The sequence below is a fragment of the Dyadobacter tibetensis Y620-1 genome (assembly GCF_000566685.1).
Lineage (GTDB): Bacteria > Bacteroidota > Bacteroidia > Cytophagales > Spirosomataceae > Dyadobacter > Dyadobacter tibetensis.
On sequence record NZ_AZQN01000010.1, the window covers coordinates 1 to 18,513 of the forward strand.

An 18,513-nucleotide genomic window follows, 5' to 3' on the forward strand; every position below is an offset into this window, starting at 1 on the left:
CAAACCTAGAAAAATGCAACAGACTCCACAAGTTTTTGACTTGATCCTTGGTTAAGTGCTAACTGGCACGCAATTGGCACGGGGGCATTATTGGTCATGAAAAAAGCCCTGTAACTGTCTGAGTTACAGGGCTTTAGTTCTTGTGGGAGTTGAGGGATTCGAACCCCCGACCCTCTGCTTGTAAGGCAGATGCTCTGAACCAACTGAGCTAAACTCCCTTTTTTTTTGTTTCCCTTACTCGTCGTTTGGGAGTGCAAATATGGCGGGTATTTTTTTATGGTGCAAATCTTTTTTGAAAAAAAATTGAATTTATTTTTAATAAAAATATAAGTTGTTGATTATCAATATTGTCTGTTTAAAGGTGTTCAGTGGTATATTTGCCAGGGAAATCCCAGGGGTAGTATAATATCCTCTTATCCTCTTATTCGAAATTCAGATACAAGGTTACTGTGTGGGTAGTAAGCTTTTTGATACCCGAGGTATTGCTGTTTTGCGAAGGGTTTAATACGTTCCCCAGCCCATGGGAGAAACGAAGTTCTGGTGCAAACTTAAAAAATTCGAAAAAACGTTCATAACCTACCCCGTAATCGAAGGTAAAGTCGCTGGTGCGGGTATCGAGTACCCCGGAGTTGCCTCCTCTATTACGCTTTACATTGGTCTCCAATCCGAGCGAAAAGCCAGCGAGCATGTACATGCGAGAGTTGCCTCGTCGTTCCGATTTGTATTTGAGAAGCAAGGGAATCTCTATCCAGGTCGATTCTCGCTTACTGATCTGGGTGGATCCGGATGGATAGCTAAAGCGCATCTTCCTATCGTATAGCGAAACGGAAGGGGTAGATCGTATATCGAAGCGTTCGTTCAGATAGGCGTTTATGATAAAACCCATACGGAATGCCGCAGTTTTCGGAGACTCAATAAGGAAGCTTGAATCCTTATCCATAAATGTGGAATTATGAGAAAAGCGGTAGTCCGTAAATGGCACCGCAAACAGAATCCCATAATGAATAGGCTTGTCATCATAATATTCCAGATGCTTCCTGCGGACTTGCTGAGCCGATGCCGGTTGAACGCAGGGCCCCAGCAATAGCAATAAATAAAAGAGCCCTATTTGTGACCTACGTAAATGGAGCAAATTCCGAATGTTAATGGTATGCATTGGGTATTTTTGAATCCTGCTTTGTTATAAATTTCTAGAAAATCATTCCCATCTGGAAAGGCCTGAACCGATTCGGGTAAGTAGGAGTAAGCGGAACTATCCTTGGATACCGTTCTTCCTATCAGCGACAAAAGATACTTCGAGTAGAAATGGTATAGCTGCTTGATAGGAAATGCCTGTGGTTTTGAAAATTCTACTACAACACAAGTGCCTCCTGGCTTCATTACTCGGTTCATCTCCGTAAGCCCCGAGAGTAGGTTTTGGAAGTTTCTTACCCCAAACGAAACGATAACAGCATCGAAATAATTGTCTGAAAAAGCCAATCTTTCCGAATCTCCGGTCTGAAGCGTAATAATATCCTGCTTATTACGCTTCAGGATTTTCTTGCGTCCCACCTCGAGCATACCTTCCGAGATATCCACCCCAACGATTTTATCTGGGTTCAGACTCAACGCCTCCAGGGCAAAATCTCCTGTCCCTGTGGCTATATCCAGTATGATTTTAGGTTGCTGTTTTTTGAGGATTTTAATCGCTCTTTTTCTCCAGTAAATATCAATTCCCCCACTTAATACATGATTCAATAGATCATATTTCGGGGAAATATTATCGAACATCTCGGCTACTTGCTCGCTCTTGCTGGATTGTTTATCTTTATATGGTAATACACTCATTAGTGGTATATCAATAGTTTATAAGTACAAAGCTAATGGTATTTGCGGCCAGGAAGATGATATTCCTGGTAAATTCTCAAGGTTTAGCCCATTTATCCCGGCTTGGGGTGCAGGCGCCAGGAATTCCCTCCTAACACGATAATGACCTATATAGTGTCTACATGGTAAGCTGTTAACATTATTACAAGGCATTAAATTTCAGGAACTGTCGGATTAACCAGTATAACTTTAAATTGTGAAAGGGGTATGTGTAGGCGTTGGCTTCTCGTTATAATGGTTTTATTGATGCCATGTTCCATAACTGTGGGGCAGCAAAAAGTTGCCCATAGCCCGAAAGAAAACCGGCAAGGACATTGGCAGGTAAGCGCTCGAGCTGGGCTCACCCAGTTTTTCGGCGAGCTCAATAGCCAGGATATGCAAGCCAATGCAGGGATAGGCGTGGCCTATTGGTTTAACAGACGTATTGGATTGATTCTGGACTATGGAGTAGGTAAGATAGGTGGGGAGCGAATACCCTTTTTTAATTCCTATTTTACAACCTCGATGAACGAGATAGACCTGCTTGTTAGCTGGAATATTACCGAGCAGTTTAATCGAGCCAAAACGCCAGTACCTTTCAATATTAAGACTTATGCTGGTTTGGGAATAATTAATTTTAATGCCAAGGCTTATGATATAGGGACCAACGATCTGCTCCGGTTTTCTAATAGCCCCCTAAGCAAGCGCAATCAATTATTTCTCAAATGGGGTAATCCGCATGGCCCTAGTGGAATTAAAAATACCCGAGAGCGGGTTATTCCTATAGGAGTTGCACTCGACTTTAGAGTACTTCCACGATTAGCAGTTGGTTTGGACTACAGGTTTTGTTTTGTCAGAACGGATAAACTAGATGCTACCTCGGGGTATAGGCTTATAAATCCGGAAGAGCATACCACTTACAGTGATACCCCGAATGACCGATATAGTTTCCTTGCCTTTTCGTTAGTGCATCGTTTTGGCAAAAATGTGCAGCATTAGACTCTGTAATCTTATTCTACCAAACGATAAATTCAAATGTTCATGAATAATATAGAATATCGCTTTTATCCTTCCCTACTAAATACCTTTAGTCGGTATAATCGGGGATATCTCGAGCGGCAAGAGCTTCTTGACCGGATCAACAGGGTGCCTATCCCCACCACTCCGGCCCAGGGCAGGGGGATTCGGTTCGAGGATGCGGTGATAAAGGGCACAGATGAAGAGGCCTACGATCCTGATCTGATGAAGGAGGTCAGGGCCCTTCTTCCCAGGCCTATGGTAAAGGCGCAGGTATACTGCGAACACCAACTTGATAACGTGCTGATTTACGGATTTGTGGATGTTATTGGGAAGTCCTTAGCCGTAGACCTGAAGACCACCCGTCATTATGAGCCAGGAAGGTTTGCTCATGACCACCAAAATTTTTATCTGCCCGCACTCCGCTCCAAAGGAATTCGGACTTTACGTTATGTTATTACCGATTTTGTGGGCGTATATCAGGAAGAATATCGGGAGCCATTGGATCTTTCTTCACAGATTGAGCAGGTAAAGGCCTTTTGTGATTTTCTAGAAAGTAATCGGGAGCTGATTACGGATACCAAAATTATGTGCTTATAAAAAAAGCCGGACAAAAAGTCCGGCTCAACGATTAATTCAGTTTTTTAAATATAAACAAGTCATTAAAGACCCAGGAGCCATTTTCAGGTACACCTTTTTGAAAAACAAGTTGATTTTTCTTGCGAAGCTCGTATAAGATGCGGACTGAACCATCATTTTTTTCGAACAGAGCCGTATTTTTCTCTGCTTCAATAAACTTGTAAGTATCCGCAACTTCCATTTCCTCTATCGAAATCATGCCTGGTTTGAAATGTTTAACTCTGGCGACCGGACCATTCTCAGTCTGCTCAAAAGCAAAAATCTCATATAGAGTCGCCTTGCCCTCTTTCATCATACGCAGGTAACCAACGATATTGTCGCCCATTGGATTGGTCCAGCCTCCATCAATAGGCCCACCGTTAAATTCACCCCGCCACTGTCCCGTAAGGAAACTAAGGTCGTCAAGGGATCCTTTTTTACTACCCTGAGCTTGGGTGTTCATACTGCTTCCAATAGCAATAAAAGCCAGCATAATGGCAGCAATAAGGTTTTGTTTTTTTAAACGAATCATTTGTTCCGTAATTAAGGTTTTAGGTTTCTGAATCTTATTGAACCGGCAATTTAGCCAATAAAAGGTTTTTGAGGAGATAATAAACAAAAAAAGAGCCAGATCTGATGATAATCTGACTCCGTCCTCAGAGAGGATTTTTAGTTGCACCGGGAGCATCTCCCAGAGTGTATGAAGTTAAATCAGTAGGTGAAATCGTTTTTTGCAATGATATCATCAGCGATTCGTCGACGCGCATCTTTTAGATTCAATGGTTCGATTTTGGTAAATCGCTTCAATCCCATAAGCATAACCCTTAGCTCATCACCGCTGGCAAAACTGGTAATGGCCGAGCGGCCGGCCCGGTTAATTTTATCTGTTGCATGGTGTAAGTATACCAAGGCCAAATCGCGGTAGAGTGTATTGCCTTCCTCGCCGTTTAAAAGTATGCGTTTTTCTACCCTTAATAAGGTCGATTCGGCGATATAAGTCTCTATGATCATATCGGCCACATCCATGATGATTTCCTGCTCTTCGGAGAGTTTCATCATGAACTTCTGAACAGCGGCACCGGCTATCATAAGCACTGCTTTCTTAAGGTTGCTTATTACCCTCTTTTCCGCATCAAAAATTCCATCATCTTCAAAAGTCGAAAAGTCAGGAATGGACATGATCTCTTTGCCTACGGCAGTTGCGGGGCCCATAACGTCCAGGTGCCCTTTCATGGCACGCTTTAAGATCATGTCTACAATCAGCAATCGATTAATTTCGTTGGTGCCTTCGAATATCCGGTTGATACGACTATCCCGGTAAGCTCTGTCCATGGGTGCATCGGCGGAATAGCCCATACCTCCGTAAATCTGTACCCCTTCGTCTGTAACATAATCGAGAACCTCCGAGCCATGCACTTTCATAATTGCGCATTCTATAGCGAACTCTTCTAAGGCTTTTAGCTTGCTGTCGGCATCGGCCATGCCCTGCTCCTGAAACGCCAGGATCAGATCGTCGATATTTTGCCCTATACGATAGGCTGCCGATTCCGTGGCAAACATTCTTACCGCCATTTCGGCCAATTTGTGCTTGATGGCTCCAAAGGAAGAAATGCTGGTCCCGAACTGCTTGCGTTCGTTGGCGTAGTTTACCGCTTGTTGGGCCACTTTCTTAGAACCTCCCAAAGCGGCTGCGGCTAATTTGATCCTTCCGATATTGAGGATGTTTACCGCTATTTTGAAGCCATTTTCACGGGTAGAAATCATGTTTTCAACGGGAACCATACAGTCGTTGAAAAACAGTTGGCGGGTGTCCGATCCCTTAATTCCCATTTTATGTTCGGGCTCATTCATGGTAATGCCACCGAAGTCCTTTTCGATAATAAAGGCGGTCAGATTCTTATCGGTATTTCCATTTTCTTCGATTTTGGCAAAAACAATAAAGATATCAGCGAACCCACCATTGGTGATCCACATTTTCTGCCCATTCAAAATATAGTGTTTACCATCACCGCTTAAAACTGCTTTAGATTTGCCAGCATTGGCATCCGATCCGGAATCTGGTTCCGTAAGGCAGTAAGCTGCTTTCCACTCGCCCGAGGCAAGCTTGGGCAAATATTTGCTCTTTTGTGCATCGTTTCCATAATACAAAATGGGTAGGGTGCCTATGCCAGTATGTGCAGATAGGGCCACGGAAAACGAATTGCCCGGGCCTGTAGCTTCGGCCACTAACATGGAGGTGTTAAAGTTCATGCCGAATCCGCCGTATTCCTCTGGAACCACCGTGCCCAACAGACCCAGGGCACCTGCTTTGTCCATTAAGGAGGACATAAGCTCAGGTGATTTGGCCTGATCTATTTCGTCTAACCGAGGCCAAATTTCTGTCCGAAGGAAATCGTGGCAGGTTGCAGCAATCATCCGTTGCTCTTCTCCAAATTGCTCCGGAATGAAGATGTCCTTCGCTAGCGTCTCTTTGATCAGAAATTCTCCTCCCTTTAGGATTTGTGTGTTTTCAGCAGCAGGCATGACTATCAGTATTTTGTGGTTTTGGGAATATAAGTTATTGGTATGCACGCATACCAATAACTTTCACAAATATAAATATTTCATATTATTATGCAAGCATACTAATTGAAAAAGTCCTGAATTTGCGCCTATCTTCGAAAGATTCGGAATTGCTGTAGTAGCTCTCCTTCACTTTCTACCCGAATCAGGTAATTGCCTGAGGGTAAGTTCATTTTATAAAGGTCGATATTGCTCAAATTATCCGCGGTCGTAATGAATGCTGCGGGAATCGGTATGATTTGTCCAGCATTATTGACCAAAGAGTACTTCAAGAGAAGGTTATTTTTGTCGTTGGGTAAACGAATGTTAATGACGTCGGTAGTGGGGTTGGGATAGAAGACCCATGCAGGGATATCGCGAACGATGTCCAAGCTATCTCCGCGGCTGATGCTAAACTGGATAGAATTGGACACGACGGTACTATCGCGGTTGATGGCTTTTACCGTGAGCGTATATCGCCCTACCACCGGAGGGAAGCCACTCTCATTTTCATAGAGGGCATAAGGGAATTTTTTCGTACTTGATTTGCGGTGGAAGGGGCCTTTCAGATCGAATTCGACCCGGTCGTAATCGAAGTTTCCATAGGCGTAGATATTAAGTAATGGAGGGAGGCCTTCAGATGGTACCACGTTTTCTCCTTCCAGCTTGCGGATGATGGATTGATCTATCGCCCTGCCTCCTCGTACCAACTCAAAACGTAGCCGGGGAATTTCGACGATCAGAATCAGAGGGATTTCTACATAAGCTCCTCCATTATCATAGGCACGGACAATTAACCGATACTCCCCTTCCTGGGGCGGTGTACCCGAAAGTACATTCAGAGATAGATCGAGCCAGGAGGGGCGATTCTGAATCGTAATGGAAGATATATATCCGTCATTATCTCCGAATACATTGGGTAATACATATTCGAATGCATAATTTAAAGAGAGATATTTGACGGGTAGCGGACTGGAAGCATAGGGAGGCTGGTTGAGATTATGAGGCTCTACCACTCGTATGGTGAAATACGTTTCTACGAATGCGTTTAGATCGTCATAGGCTCGTAAAAAAATGCGGGTTTCTCCCAGGCTATTTGGGGTGCCAGATAAAATACCATTGTTAAAACTCAGCCAAGCGGGAAGCTCAAAAGCCTCAATCTTTGTTATTTTCCCGTCTGTATCGATGAATGCGTCCTCGGGGATACGCAGGCTATAGGCTTTATTTACGGCGATTGTCTGGTTAGAAAAATTACTGTTAACCGTAGGAGGTTTATTGGCATTTTCCCGGGTATCTACCCGAATGGTAAAAAAAGCTTCCGTCCGACCGCCTTCATCATCAATTCCTATTACTTTGATCCGGAAGTCGCCCAAGGTTGTAGGCAAACCCTTGAGTTGCTCGCCTTCAAAACGCAACCAAGCGGGTAGGTTACTGGCTTCTATTCTGATGATGGTACCATCTACGTCGGAGAAAGTGTCGGTGGGTAGTTTATAGGTAAAATCTTTGTTAACGGCTATAATCTGCATGGGTATAGGCCGTAGGATATAAGGAGGGTAGTTGGAGGCATCGTCCCAGTAGGAGGGGTCCAACAGGTCTTCATGAAGGGTCACCTTAACGGGTTTTGGGTTATTCGGATCGGCGTAGGCGCGCTGGGCCCAGGCCTGGTAAATTACATTTTGTGCGCCTTTTTTCTCCACTGCATCCGAAAGTCGGTACCCTACAGAGTCGCGGTAGACAATAGGCTGCATGGGACTGTTCAGCCATTTGCTAGCGGCCTGGCGAAGGTAAGGTTCGGAGCGCTGCATGGTTTTAGTGGTAGATATCAAAGCGGCTACCAGATTAGCCCCGTGCGCGAAATTCTCATCGATTTGTTTCTGATGCAGCGCATTGTCGAGGAATTCATCAACAAAAAGTTCGTTGGCAATAAAGAAATTGTCGGGACTGTCACTTTTAATAATGTCTACCGACCAGCGGTGGTCAAAGCTCGCCAGGTCATCATTGACCTTGATTCCATCTGTCTTTTCATTCAGGTCTTTATAGCCCAGGGTACCCCTACCAAGAGAGGCTCCATCGAAAACAGAGCCATAGTCGGAGATAAATTTGATCTTAGAATCTACTGATTTGATGGTTCCCACCATCTGTTCAACATATTTCTTGAAGACGATATGTCTGTAGATATACCAATCTTTCCCATAGCGCTGGCGGAAGGCCTGAGCCGGTTCCCAGGGGGTGGAAGGAGCCGGAGCCTCATCGAATGTTTTGTAATGAGTCCCCCAAAGAAAATTGAGCCTTTCAATTTTTTTGTAATGCACTTTCAGCCATTCCTGGAATCCTTTGCGCATGCTGGGGGAATAATCGTACACCGTACTCTGTTCCTTCCCATCGATCTGGATTCCGCCATAATACTCCCCTTCCTGGGTTGGCGTATTGGTTACGGAAATAAATATCAGCTTGTTTTCAGTTTGTAAATATTTGTAACGATTGGTAACTTCTTTGACAAAGGCCATGCCTTTTTCTACAATAGGCTGATTGTCGAACCCGAAGAAGGTGTCTTGATAGCCTCCTAACAGGGGTGCCCCCGTCTGGCTGATTTGACTATCGCTAGTATTCCAAAATCCATTAATGCGTGTACTATGCCGTCCTAAATGGATTCTAATCGCTATCTTCATTCCCAGGCTGGTTGCAAGCTGGATCTGCTCATCAAATTTTTCCCAGTTAGGGGTTTCATTTGGAGATACCCGGTAGACCTTGTCCCAGGGGATGGCTATATATAAGGCGTTGAGACCATAATTGCGGGCGGTACGTATCAGCTCTAGCTCCGGCCCTTTTTCAATGGGCAGGTTTAACAGGAGCAAGGCCAGGTAGCGCTGGTTGGTAGCATCCGAGGCCATGCTATTTTGTGCGGAGCATATGCCAGGTAGCATGCAGATTACCAGCAGCAAACCAGTAAGTTTTTTTGAAATTGAAGTATAGGTTCGTCGCATATTGATCTTTTAATGGTCCTACTCAAGTCTTAGCCGGATTATTTAAACAACAGCAGGTCTGGGCGGTTGGCTTGGGGAATAAAATTAACCAGATGTTCCCATCTAATACGCCGAAAAGAGGTATTTATTTTACCTTGAAATTACTAAAGTAAACCAAGCGCATTAGGAAGGTTTTTTTAAAATTTTTCCTGTTAGGAGGAAATTAGACTTGCTACACTATTTTTTTTGGTAGAAGTCTTCAATGATCCTACACCAGTTGGCCATGCCTTGCCGGGTGCCGAATGAGAGACAGTGGTTTTGTGCCGTCTTCGTGTCGAAATGCTCACTTTTCTTTCTCCATTCCAGCATGGCAGCGGAAAATTTTTTCAGATCGAAACAGGGAATTAGGGTTCCCATGCCTGGCTTAATAAATTCTTGAGGACCACCACTTTCGAAGGCTACAATAGGTTTTCCGAGCCAGGCGGCTTCTACCATTACCAGTCCAAAAGGTTCCTGGCGAGAGGTCATCATAAAACCATCGGCAGCTGCTAGGTAATCATAGTATGCTGCATTTTGTGCCCCTACAAAATGAATATGTACGTTTTTAATTCCCGCACAGCGCTGCTGAATCCAGGACGTAAGTCCATCGTCCAGAAGGCGTCCTACCCACATCAGGTGCAGGGTCCGATCCTGCGGGAGTTCCTTGGCAAGATCGGGCAGTAGATCGAAGCCCTTGCGCTCTGAAGTGGTACCCGACATGGCCCATATAAAATCGGAGGGGCCGGCTCCTAACTCATTTCTGATAGACTCCACCGATGATGCTGAAGTCTGGATCGATTCCAGGTCCACAAAAGAATACAGTCTTTTAACATTTTTCGCCCCTGAATCTGAAAGGATGTCACAAACAATTTGGGAGCAGCCGATCAGTAAGTTCGAATCTTCCATCAGTGTCCTGAAGTTTTGAACGCTGGTAGAAGCGAACATATGACCTAGCTCATGCACATGTGTTACAACAGGGATGTTTAGCCTCTTCGCCTGGTCTATTACAAAGGGAAGCATGATGGTGTTGATATACCATAAATCTGCTTTAAATGCTTTGGCCGCGGCCTTAATTCCTTCCTGGGTGGGGTTCCAGCCTAGGTGAAAGGCAAGCTTTTGAGTGATGGAGTAGGACTCAGGAATATGAAAATACTTTACATCGGCGGGGAGTTCCGACAGGAGTTCGCCCTGGCGAAAGCTAACCACGGCCATCTCGAATTTGCTGCGGTCGAAATGCTTGAAAATATACCATAGCATGACCTCAGAGCCGGTCCGGGATGCATAGGGGGTAAAAAACAAGATGCGTATTTTGTCTTTCATAAACGGCCTTGTAAATCGATGTTTTCCGAGGGCAATATCTTAAAAAGAAACTTCTTTCCAAGGACAGTCTTCCAGAAATAGCGCAACATGACCCCAATTTTCTGGGTATATAAATGTTGTGTGCGTAATTCACCAAAAGCTTTACCACTGTTTTTGATATTAAGCATAATTTTCCAAATGTAGATCACCGGTATCATGCTCGTATAATGTAAAATCATAAGCAGATAAGCGCCCAATCCATATTGTTTTCGAATCCAGAGCAGATTGGAGAGTTGCATCTGGGTGCCAAAACGATTGATCCAGGAAATGTTCGTTCGGCGGAAAGGATTCGTGTTTTCTAAGTGCAAGAATTGGCAGTCCTGAAAATAACAGAGCTTGCCATGCATGGAAAGGCGACTACACCATTCCACATCTTCGCCGTACATAAAAAAGTCTTCGTCGAACCCCTTCGTTTTTTCGTAGCCTTCTCGTCTCACAAATAAAAATGCACCTACGAGCCAATCGCACTGATCCGGGTCTGCATATTTTGGGTCGGGAAAGGCCCGGTCTATATATCTGGAAATGCCAGGAGGAACGATAAACAAGGTGCGGCGTATCGCATTGAAGCTGGAATAGTAAGGCATTGGGCTTCGGTCGGCATATAATTGTAGGGCGCCGGCAGCTACGATATCGGGCCGTTGCTCCATGCGGTCATAGCACCTTTGGATAACGGGATCAAACAGGAGGGTATCGGCGTTCAGCAGGAGCAGGTACTTGCCTTTCGCCTGGGCCATCCCCCTGTTATTTGCGATACCAAATCCTGAATTAAAATCCATATCGATCCAGTGCACAGAAGGGAATTCAGCTAATACCAAATGCTTGCCTCCTTGTATAGGATCGTTGTCAACGACAATTATTTCAATTTGGAGGCCATGCGTATATTTAAAAACAGACCTTAAGCAATCAATAATCAGTTGTGGTGTGCGATAGTTTACAATGATGATGGATACATCCATTTAAATTTTCCTTTTCGGTGGAACCGCAAAAGTATAAAAATCTCCGTGGAAGCATTAAAATACTTGCACGGAGATTCGTTTGCGGCACTAGGGATAGCCTCGATGCTTTAATTAAGACGCTCAAAGATTCCCGCTACACCTTGGCCACCTCCCACACAGGCCGTAACCATTCCATACTTCTGATTGCGCCGTCGCATTTCATTGAGGAGTTGTACGGTTAGCCTGGCTCCAGTCGATCCGAGGGCATGGCCCAGTGCGATAGCTCCCCCATTGGGATTAACCAAGTCAGGATTGATATCCAGCTCTTGAATTACCGCTAAGGCCTGTGCTGCAAAGGCCTCATTAAGTTCTATCTGTTCGATGTCGTTCAGCTGTAGTCCAGCTTGTTTCAGCGCTTTAGGGATGGCGGCTACCGGTCCAATTCCCATAATTCTAGGGTCTACACCGGCCGTGGCATATGCTAGCATTCGTGCCACAGGTTTTAGTCCTAACTCTTGTACGAGTGCTTCGGACATGACAGCCACAAAAGCGGCGCCGTCGGAAGTCTGGGAAGAATTTCCAGCAGTTACACTTCCCCCGGCTGCAAAAACGGGGCGTAAGCCCGATAAAGCCTCGAGCGTAGTGTCGGCACGAGGCCCTTCATCTTGGTCAATGACTGTAGTCTTTGTTTTTTTCTTTCCGCTCAGCTGGTCAAAATATGTTTCTTCTACGGAAATTGGGACAATACCATCCTTGAAATAGCCTACCTTCTGTGCGTTTAATGCCTTTTGGTGCGAGGCAAAGGAGAATTCATCCTGCCGTTGGCGATCGATTTTGAAGTCTTTAGCAACTTGTTCGGCAGTAAGGCCCATACTGAGATAGTAATCTGGGTTTGATTTGGCAATATCATAATTTAATGCAGTTTTCCAGCCCATAGTGGGAACCATTGACATGGATTCGGTACCCCCTGCTATGATGCAGTCGGCTAGCCCGGCATGTATCCGTGCCGCGGCCATGGCAATAGCTTCTACACCCGACCCGCAGTATCGGTTGATGGTAATGCCCGACACATGTTGAGGAAGGGAAAGAAGGGCCACATAGCGGCCCATTTGCATGCCTTGCTCTGCCTCGGGAACGGCGTTTCCAACAATTACATCGTCGATGCGGGCGGGATCCAGCTCGGGCAATTGTTCAAGTATATGCTTCACTACTCTGGCGCCCAGATCGTCGGGACGGGTGAATCTAAACCCCCCTTTATTTGCCTTGCCTACAGCCGTCCTGTAGCCCGAAACAATGTATGCATTCATAATGTTATTGGATTATGGTTCAAGAAAAGCCTATGTTTTACAATAGTATGCTAGCATACTATTGTAAAATTAGCGATTAACTTTAAAACAACAAACCGGCAGAAAACGTTTTCTGCCGGTTTGTTGTTTTGTATTTCCTTGGTAGGGATAGCGCTAAGGCCCGTTTGCCATCAGGCTATTCTGGGTTGTAGTGGCTCTGTGGCAATTCTTTCGGCTTTTTGGCAATATCAGGCATAATAATCCAGCAGATTATATACACGATGACGATAGAAAAAGGGATGGGGAAAAAAAATCCGAATACAAGCAGTACCCGTACCAGCACCACGTCAATGTCGAAGTAGTCGGCAAATCCGGAGGCTACTCCTCCAATCATTTTATTATTGGTGTTTCGATATAACTTATTGTTGTTCATGGCTAATAGATGTTTCGTTTTGATGAATCAAAGGTACTGTGTATTACATGGTAGTGGTTGGAAATTGTTATAAATGGTCGCGGGGCTGGAGAAAAGGCTGTGGAGCTGGAAGAGTCTGTTTATTTATTGAGGCCCAAGCTGAGGTTAGGGGTTGATATTGAATACCTAAGAGCGTAAAAGGGGCGTTATATATGGATATATTGCAGAAAAGTACAGATCTTTTGTTTCCTGGAATCCTATTTAGCGATGGGTACCACCAATATTTTGGTAAATTTGGAGCTGACTATTACATTTCCATTTATGGCAATTCAAAAATTTAATGACCGGGTTCGGGTACGAGTGAAGAACGATTCTGATGTATGGATAATTTTATCGCATGAAAAAATCCAGAAGGGTGCCACGATCAAGATAACCGGAAAGGTGAAATGTAGAAACGAGCAAACTGGGGAGGTCAAGTTCTTTAATGAGAAAAACTGCGAGTTGGCCTGATCAAAAAGGTCTTTAATGAAGGTTTAATCATATGGTCACCGATAAGATCAGGTAATGACTTACTTTTGTAAGCAATATAGAGCCTAAAATTGCTGACAATCTGGCATTTTTAGGATATCAGGCTTAATAATTTATCATATAAGAGGATATAAATTCAATATAGGAAGATCATGTTTAAAATATTTTCTAAGATTTTTGGAACAAAATCTGAACGCGACCTTAAGGATCTGACGCCCTATGTCGATAAGATCAATGCAGAATACGCTAAACTGGCTGCTTTGACACACGACGAATTAAGGGATAGCTCTGCTGCTTTGAAGGCGCATATTGCGGCTCAACTCAAGTCCATCGACGACCAGATAGACAGTTTAAAGCAACAAGCAGTGGTGGAGTCTAATGTCGATTCCAAGGAGGCTATATTCAAGCAGGTTGACGGCCTGGTCAAGGAGAGAGATAAGGAATTGGAGGTAGTGTTATTGGATATTCTTCCAAAGGCATTTGCAATTGTCAAAGAAACGGCAAGGCGTTTTAAGGAAAATGATAGCCTTACAGTGACTGCGACCTATTCAGATAGAGAAGTTGCGGCTCGGAAGTCGCATGTTCAAATTGCGGGCGATCAGGCAACATGGCAGACCACCTGGGATGTAATTGGCCAACCTATCCGTTGGAACATGCTGCATTATGACGTTCAGCTCATCGGTGGTCTGGTATTGCACCAAGGTAAAATATCGGAGATGGCTACGGGGGAAGGTAAGACCCTGGTAGCTACTCTTCCTGCTTTTTTGAATGCACTGGCCGGACAGGGAGTGCATATTGTAACAGTCAACGACTACCTTGCTAAGCGTGATGCAGAGTGGAACGCCCCTCTTTTTGAATTTCATGGCATGCGCGTGGATTGTATAGATCTCCATCAGCCTAATACGGAGGCGCGCAGGAATGCGTATCGGGCCGATCTGACCTATGGTACCAATAATGAGTTTGGTTTCGATTATCTGCGTGACAATATGTCACGCACACCAGAAGAGCTCGTGCAGCGTAAACATCATTTCGCTATGGTGGATGAGGTCGATTCTGTATTGATCGATGATGCACGTACCCCCTTGATTATCAGCGGGCCTGTTCCGCGCGGAGATGAGCAAGAATATATTTTACTGAAACCTCGGGTAGCCAAGATCGTAGAAGCACAGAAACGCTTGGCGATGGACTTGCTAAATGAAGCTAAGAAGAAAATTAATTCAGGAGACCGGAAGGAGGGATCTCTGGCTTTGTTCCGTGCGCATAGAGGGATGCCTAAATATAAACCCTTGATCAAGTATTTAAGTGAACCTGGTATCAAGGCATTGATGCAGGAATCGGAATCGATTTATTTGGCCGAAAATCAGAAATTGATGCCATTGGCCGATGAGCCCTTGTACTTTACGATTGACGAAAGGCATAATAGCATTGAACTTACAGAAAAGGGAATCGATTTCTTGACGGGTGAGTCCGAAGAAACGAATTTCTTTATCTTGCCCGATATTGCGGTAGACCTTGACGCTATTGAAAAAAACGCCAGTCTAACCGAACAGGAACGTATTATCGAGAAGGAGGCCCTTATACGGGACTACTCTGTGAAAACTGCTCGTATTCATACGGTCAATCAGCTCTTGAAAGCCTATACCTTGTTTGAGAAGGACGTGGAATATGTGATCATGGATAGCAAGGTTAAGATTGTAGATGAGCAGACCGGGCGGATTATGGACGGTCGTCGCTATTCTGATGGTCTACATCAGGCGATTGAGGCTAAAGAGAATGTTCGGGTAGAAGATGCTACCCAGACCTATGCCACTGTCACCTTGCAAAATTACTTCAGAATGTACCATAAGTTAGCTGGTATGACTGGAACGGCAGAAACCGAGGCGGGGGAATTCTGGGAAATCTATAAATTAGATGTAGTTTCTATTCCCACCAATGTACCGGTAGTCCGTAAAGATGAGGAAGATAAGGTATATCGTTCGGTAAGGGAGAAGTATAATGCAGTTACAGATGAAATAGTGGAGTTGGTACAGGAGGGACGACCCGTGTTGGTCGGTACTACCTCAGTAGAAAACTCTGAGATTATCAGCCGGATGTTGACCCTACGGAAGATACCTCACCAAGTGTTGAACGCCAAGCAGCACCAGCGCGAAGCTGAAGTGGTTGCCGAGGCGGGTAAGCCTGGAACGGTGACCATTGCCACCAACATGGCGGGTCGGGGAACGGATATTAAGCTTTTACCGGATGTTAAGGCTGCAGGTGGTCTGGCCATTATTGGTACTGAGCGGCACGAAAGTCGCCGGGTAGACCGCCAGCTGAGGGGCCGTGCCGGTCGTCAGGGGGATCCAGGATCGTCTCAGTTTTTTGTTTCTCTGGAAGATAACCTGATGCGTTTATTCGGTTCAGATCGTATGGCCAAGGTGATGGACCGCATGGGGCTGGAGGAAGGTGAGGTAATCCAAAGCAGTATGATTACCAAATCGATTGAACGGGCTCAGAAGAAAGTTGAAGAAAATAACTTTGGAATGCGTAAGCGTCTGTTGGAGTACGACGACGTGATGAACTATCAGCGGGAGGCGATTTATAGTCGCCGGAAAAACGCTCTGTTTGGCGATCGTTTGGCGGTAGATATCGCTAATACCCTGTTTGATGTATGTGAGGAGATTGTAAACGTAGCGGAAAACCATAGTAGTCTTGAGTTAGCGGCCATTACTACCCTGGGTATTGAGCTTCCCTACACAGAGTCGGCCTATGGAAGTATGAAACCCCAGGAGCGCTTGCAGCAACTCTATCAGGCAGCCGAGAAGCACTATCAGGATAAGAATCAGGCTATAGCAGATAAGGCACTGCCCATTCTAAACTCTATTTATGAGGAACGTGGTGCTACCATCACCGAAATTATGATACCATTCTCGGATGGAGTACGCCAGACAGGCGTAGTGGTGAAGCTCGAAAAGGCCATTGCAACGGGAGGCAAAGAGATTACCCGGGAAATGGAAAAGGCCATCGTACTATCTTTGATCGATCAGGAGTGGAAGGAGCACCTGCGTGAGATGGACGATTTGAAACAATCGGTACAAAATGCGGTATTTGAACAAAAGGATCCATTATTGATTTACAAGTTCGAATCGGTAGAGCTTTTCAAGCGTTTCTTGAGCAAGGTTAATTTTGACATGATCTCCTTCTTAATGCGGGCCGATATACCCCAGGAACAAGAGGCGCCCCCTACGGCAGTGCCTCAGCAGGTACGTCGCCCGGCGCCTACGCCCGAGTTGCATACCAACCGGGAAGAGGAGATAGAGGCCGAAACTGCGAATGGTCATGCTCCTCATATGGAGAATTCTACGAAAGCTCAACCGGTAAGAGTTGATAAAATTGCTGATCGCAATCAAAAAGTTTCGGTTCAATACCGCGATGGACGCATCCTGCGTGATGTAAAGTATAAGAAAGTAGAGCAGGAGGTCAAAAATGGCGAATGCGTTGTAATAGAATAAAATAAGGGCTGCTTAGCGTATCTCTATTCTGTCCAGAATTGGTCGGCGATAGAAGTAATCGGCTCCCCCTAAATGGATACCCTGCCCTTCGGTAACAGAAAGGCAGGGTTTTTCTTTCTGATACAATCAGGAAATATGCGATATTTGCACACTGTAATCGAATCGAATGTACTAACACCCCTGATATGAAATTGCATAGAGAAGGATATACGATCATGACGGTAACGGCCATCGTGTTGCTCCTTATTAATTTAGGCTTGAATTATTGGCTGCCTGACGGACACTGGGCTACCGGACTGGCCCTGGCGGCTAGTATCGTGATCTTTATACTGGTGGTACAGTTTTTCAGAGTTCCTAAGCGGTTGAGCTATAAGAGTGAAACCCAGGTTGTCGCTCCCTGCGACGGCAAAGTGGTGGTGATCGAAGAGGTGGTTGAGACGGAATATTTTAAAGGTCCACGACGCCAGATCAGTATTTTTATGTCTCCCCTGAATGTGCATATCAACTGGAACCCTATCTCGGGGGTGATCCAGTATTTTAAATATCATCCAGGACTTTACCTGGTAGCCTGGCATCCCAAATCGAGTACCGAAAATGAGAGAACTACGGTAGTTATCCGGAATCATGCGGGAGTAGACGTTTTGTTCCGTCAGATAGCCGGAGCCGCCGCCCGTCGTATTCGCTGGTATGTCAAAGAAGGAGATGAAGTGGAACAAAGTACCGAAATGGGCTTTATAAAGTTCGGCTCTAGGGTCGATATCTTCGTTCCACTGGACGCAGAAATTAAGGTGAATCTGCAGGACAAAACAGTAGGGAGTGTCACCGTCTTAGCCGAATTAAAATAAACGCCAGCTAAGAATCTGTTGAAAAAATTGAGGTACAGAGGGAGGGTAGACCACCGCCATGAATACCATTCCGAACAGGGCGCCGTATAAGTGGGCGCTATGATTGATATAGCCGCCCCCTTTACGATCGGAATAGTAGCTGTAACCCAGAAACAGAATTCCGAATATGAATGCCTTAAGCTGAATGAAGAAGTAGAGATATATGTCCATCAGAGGGGCATATAAGATGGCTGCGAACAATACAGCCGACACTCCTCCCGAAGCTCCGAGAGAGTTGTAATTGGAATTGGATTTATTCTTGAAGAAGGTGGGTACATCTGAAATCACGATACCGAGAATAAATAGCACCAGGAAGTAGAGCGTGCCACTGGCTCCAAAGAGCATAGCGAAAAGCCGCTCAATCCCTTCTCCAATAAACCATAAGCTAAGCATATTAAAAATTAGGTGGCCATAATCGGCATGAACGAAGCCGGAGGTGATAAAGCGATAATATTCATTTTTCTTCGTTACCCGATAAGGATTCATGATCATCTTTTCCATAAAGGAATAATTATTGAAGGCATAATAACTGATGCCGCAGATGATGATGATTAAAATGATGGTAATTGACATATAAGGGAAAGGATAAGTGAAG

15 protein-coding genes and 1 tRNA gene are annotated in these 18,513 nt (G+C 45.0%); 5 read left to right on the forward strand and 11 right to left on the reverse strand.

Annotation, left to right across the window (positions count from 1 at the left end; translation table 11 throughout):
* Nucleotides 1-143: 143 nt before the first annotated feature.
* The 3 genes from X939_RS0119775 to ubiE form a co-directional block, all read right to left on the reverse strand.
* Nucleotides 144-218, reverse strand: a tRNA-Val gene (locus X939_RS0119775).
* Between the two features lie 203 nt (nt 219-421).
* The gene (gene porT, locus X939_RS0119780) at nt 422-1,156 is read right to left on the reverse strand and encodes a type IX secretion/gliding motility protein PorT/SprT (protein ID WP_044200153.1); all 735 of its coding nucleotides are present in this window, start codon (nt 1,154-1,156) and stop codon (nt 422-424) included.
* Nucleotides 1,105-1,827: a bifunctional demethylmenaquinone methyltransferase/2-methoxy-6-polyprenyl-1,4-benzoquinol methylase UbiE gene (ubiE, locus tag X939_RS0119785; protein ID WP_025765016.1), complete on the reverse strand. Its 723-nt coding sequence runs from the start codon at nt 1,825-1,827 to the stop codon at nt 1,105-1,107. The genes porT and ubiE overlap by 52 nt, the downstream gene beginning before the upstream one ends.
* Nucleotides 1,828-2,112: 285 nt before the next feature.
* Between ubiE and X939_RS0119795 the strand changes: the two genes are divergently transcribed.
* The gene (locus X939_RS0119795; RefSeq protein WP_025765017.1) at nt 2,113-2,844 is read left to right on the forward strand and encodes a hypothetical protein; all 732 of its coding nucleotides are present in this window, start codon (nt 2,113-2,115) and stop codon (nt 2,842-2,844) included.
* A gap of 42 nt (nt 2,845-2,886) precedes the next feature.
* On the forward strand, nt 2,887-3,462 hold the full coding sequence (locus X939_RS0119800; RefSeq protein ID WP_198034463.1) for a hypothetical protein: 576 nt from the start codon (nt 2,887-2,889) through the stop codon (nt 3,460-3,462).
* 31 nt (nt 3,463-3,493) lie between these two features.
* Here the strand turns inward: X939_RS0119800 and X939_RS22700 are convergent, their stop codons facing one another.
* The 7 genes from X939_RS22700 to X939_RS0119835 form a co-directional block, all read right to left on the reverse strand.
* The gene (locus X939_RS22700) at nt 3,494-4,012 is read right to left on the reverse strand and encodes a DUF6265 family protein (RefSeq protein WP_229236119.1); all 519 of its coding nucleotides are present in this window, start codon (nt 4,010-4,012) and stop codon (nt 3,494-3,496) included.
* Nucleotides 4,013-4,191: 179 nt separating this feature from the next.
* Nucleotides 4,192-6,003: an acyl-CoA dehydrogenase FadE gene (locus X939_RS0119810; RefSeq protein ID WP_025765020.1), complete on the reverse strand. Its 1,812-nt coding sequence runs from the start codon at nt 6,001-6,003 to the stop codon at nt 4,192-4,194.
* A 128-nt stretch (nt 6,004-6,131) separates the two neighbouring features.
* Nucleotides 6,132-9,005, reverse strand: coding sequence for a putative Ig domain-containing protein (locus X939_RS0119815; RefSeq protein WP_025765021.1), 2,874 nt, complete (start codon nt 9,003-9,005; stop codon nt 6,132-6,134).
* A 216-nt stretch (nt 9,006-9,221) separates the two neighbouring features.
* A complete protein-coding gene (locus X939_RS0119820; protein WP_025765022.1) occupies nt 9,222-10,343 on the reverse strand; it encodes a glycosyltransferase family 4 protein in 1,122 nt (373 codons plus the stop codon).
* A complete protein-coding gene (locus X939_RS0119825; protein ID WP_025765023.1) occupies nt 10,340-11,338 on the reverse strand; it encodes a glycosyltransferase family 2 protein in 999 nt (332 codons plus the stop codon). The genes X939_RS0119820 and X939_RS0119825 overlap by 4 nt, the downstream gene beginning before the upstream one ends.
* Before the next feature lie 107 nt (nt 11,339-11,445).
* Nucleotides 11,446-12,624 (reverse strand): acetyl-CoA C-acyltransferase, encoded by a 1,179-nt coding sequence (locus tag X939_RS0119830; RefSeq protein ID WP_025765024.1) that lies wholly within the window; start codon nt 12,622-12,624, stop codon nt 11,446-11,448.
* Between the two features lie 175 nt (nt 12,625-12,799).
* Complete coding sequence (locus X939_RS0119835; RefSeq protein ID WP_025765025.1) at nt 12,800-13,036, reverse strand: PspC domain-containing protein; 237 nt, start codon at nt 13,034-13,036, stop codon at nt 12,800-12,802.
* A 300-nt stretch (nt 13,037-13,336) separates the two neighbouring features.
* Here X939_RS0119835 and X939_RS0119840 point away from each other — a divergent pair, with 300 nt between their 5' ends.
* From X939_RS0119840 to X939_RS0119850, 3 genes are all read left to right on the forward strand, one after another.
* Nucleotides 13,337-13,525 (forward strand): hypothetical protein, encoded by a 189-nt coding sequence (locus X939_RS0119840; RefSeq protein ID WP_131694756.1) that lies wholly within the window; start codon nt 13,337-13,339, stop codon nt 13,523-13,525.
* A 170-nt stretch (nt 13,526-13,695) separates the two neighbouring features.
* A complete protein-coding gene (secA, locus tag X939_RS0119845) occupies nt 13,696-17,034 on the forward strand; it encodes a preprotein translocase subunit SecA (RefSeq protein ID WP_025765027.1) in 3,339 nt (1,112 codons plus the stop codon).
* A gap of 185 nt (nt 17,035-17,219) precedes the next feature.
* Complete coding sequence (locus X939_RS0119850; protein ID WP_025765028.1) at nt 17,220-17,879, forward strand: phosphatidylserine decarboxylase family protein; 660 nt, start codon at nt 17,220-17,222, stop codon at nt 17,877-17,879.
* Here X939_RS0119850 and X939_RS0119855 read toward each other — a convergent pair.
* Nucleotides 17,871-18,491, reverse strand: a complete 621-nt coding sequence (locus X939_RS0119855; RefSeq protein WP_025765029.1) for a rhomboid family intramembrane serine protease — start codon at nt 18,489-18,491, stop codon at nt 17,871-17,873. The two genes, X939_RS0119850 and X939_RS0119855, sit on opposite strands and share 9 nt — an antisense overlap.
* Nucleotides 18,492-18,513: the final 22 nt, after the last annotated feature.

What these genes read in the sequence shown, in the direction of transcription:
- X939_RS22700 (WP_229236119.1), bottom strand. Translation starts at nt 4,012, where the DNA reads ATGATTCGTTTAAAAAAACAAAACCTTATTGCTGCCATTATGCTGGCT.
- X939_RS0119855 (WP_025765029.1), bottom strand. Translation starts at nt 18,491, where the DNA reads ATGTCAATTACCATCATTTTAATCATCATCATCTGCGGCATCAGTTAT.
- X939_RS0119795 (WP_025765017.1), top strand. Translation starts at nt 2,113, where the DNA reads ATGCCATGTTCCATAACTGTGGGGCAGCAAAAAGTTGCCCATAGCCCG.
- X939_RS0119850 (WP_025765028.1), top strand. Translation starts at nt 17,220, where the DNA reads ATGAAATTGCATAGAGAAGGATATACGATCATGACGGTAACGGCCATC.
- X939_RS0119835 (WP_025765025.1), bottom strand. Translation starts at nt 13,036, where the DNA reads ATGAACAACAATAAGTTATATCGAAACACCAATAATAAAATGATTGGA.
- X939_RS0119800 (WP_198034463.1), top strand. Translation starts at nt 2,887, where the DNA reads ATGAATAATATAGAATATCGCTTTTATCCTTCCCTACTAAATACCTTT.
- X939_RS0119810 (WP_025765020.1), bottom strand. Translation starts at nt 6,003, where the DNA reads ATGCCTGCTGCTGAAAACACACAAATCCTAAAGGGAGGAGAATTTCTG.
- porT (WP_044200153.1), bottom strand. Translation starts at nt 1,156, where the DNA reads ATGCATACCATTAACATTCGGAATTTGCTCCATTTACGTAGGTCACAA.
- X939_RS0119820 (WP_025765022.1), bottom strand. Translation starts at nt 10,343, where the DNA reads ATGAAAGACAAAATACGCATCTTGTTTTTTACCCCCTATGCATCCCGG.
- X939_RS0119840 (WP_131694756.1), top strand. Translation starts at nt 13,337, where the DNA reads ATGGCAATTCAAAAATTTAATGACCGGGTTCGGGTACGAGTGAAGAAC.
- secA (WP_025765027.1), top strand. Translation starts at nt 13,696, where the DNA reads ATGTTTAAAATATTTTCTAAGATTTTTGGAACAAAATCTGAACGCGAC.
- X939_RS0119815 (WP_025765021.1), bottom strand. Translation starts at nt 9,005, where the DNA reads ATGCGACGAACCTATACTTCAATTTCAAAAAAACTTACTGGTTTGCTG.
- X939_RS0119830 (WP_025765024.1), bottom strand. Translation starts at nt 12,624, where the DNA reads ATGAATGCATACATTGTTTCGGGCTACAGGACGGCTGTAGGCAAGGCA.
- ubiE (WP_025765016.1), bottom strand. Translation starts at nt 1,827, where the DNA reads ATGAGTGTATTACCATATAAAGATAAACAATCCAGCAAGAGCGAGCAA.
- X939_RS0119825 (WP_025765023.1), bottom strand. Translation starts at nt 11,338, where the DNA reads ATGGATGTATCCATCATCATTGTAAACTATCGCACACCACAACTGATT.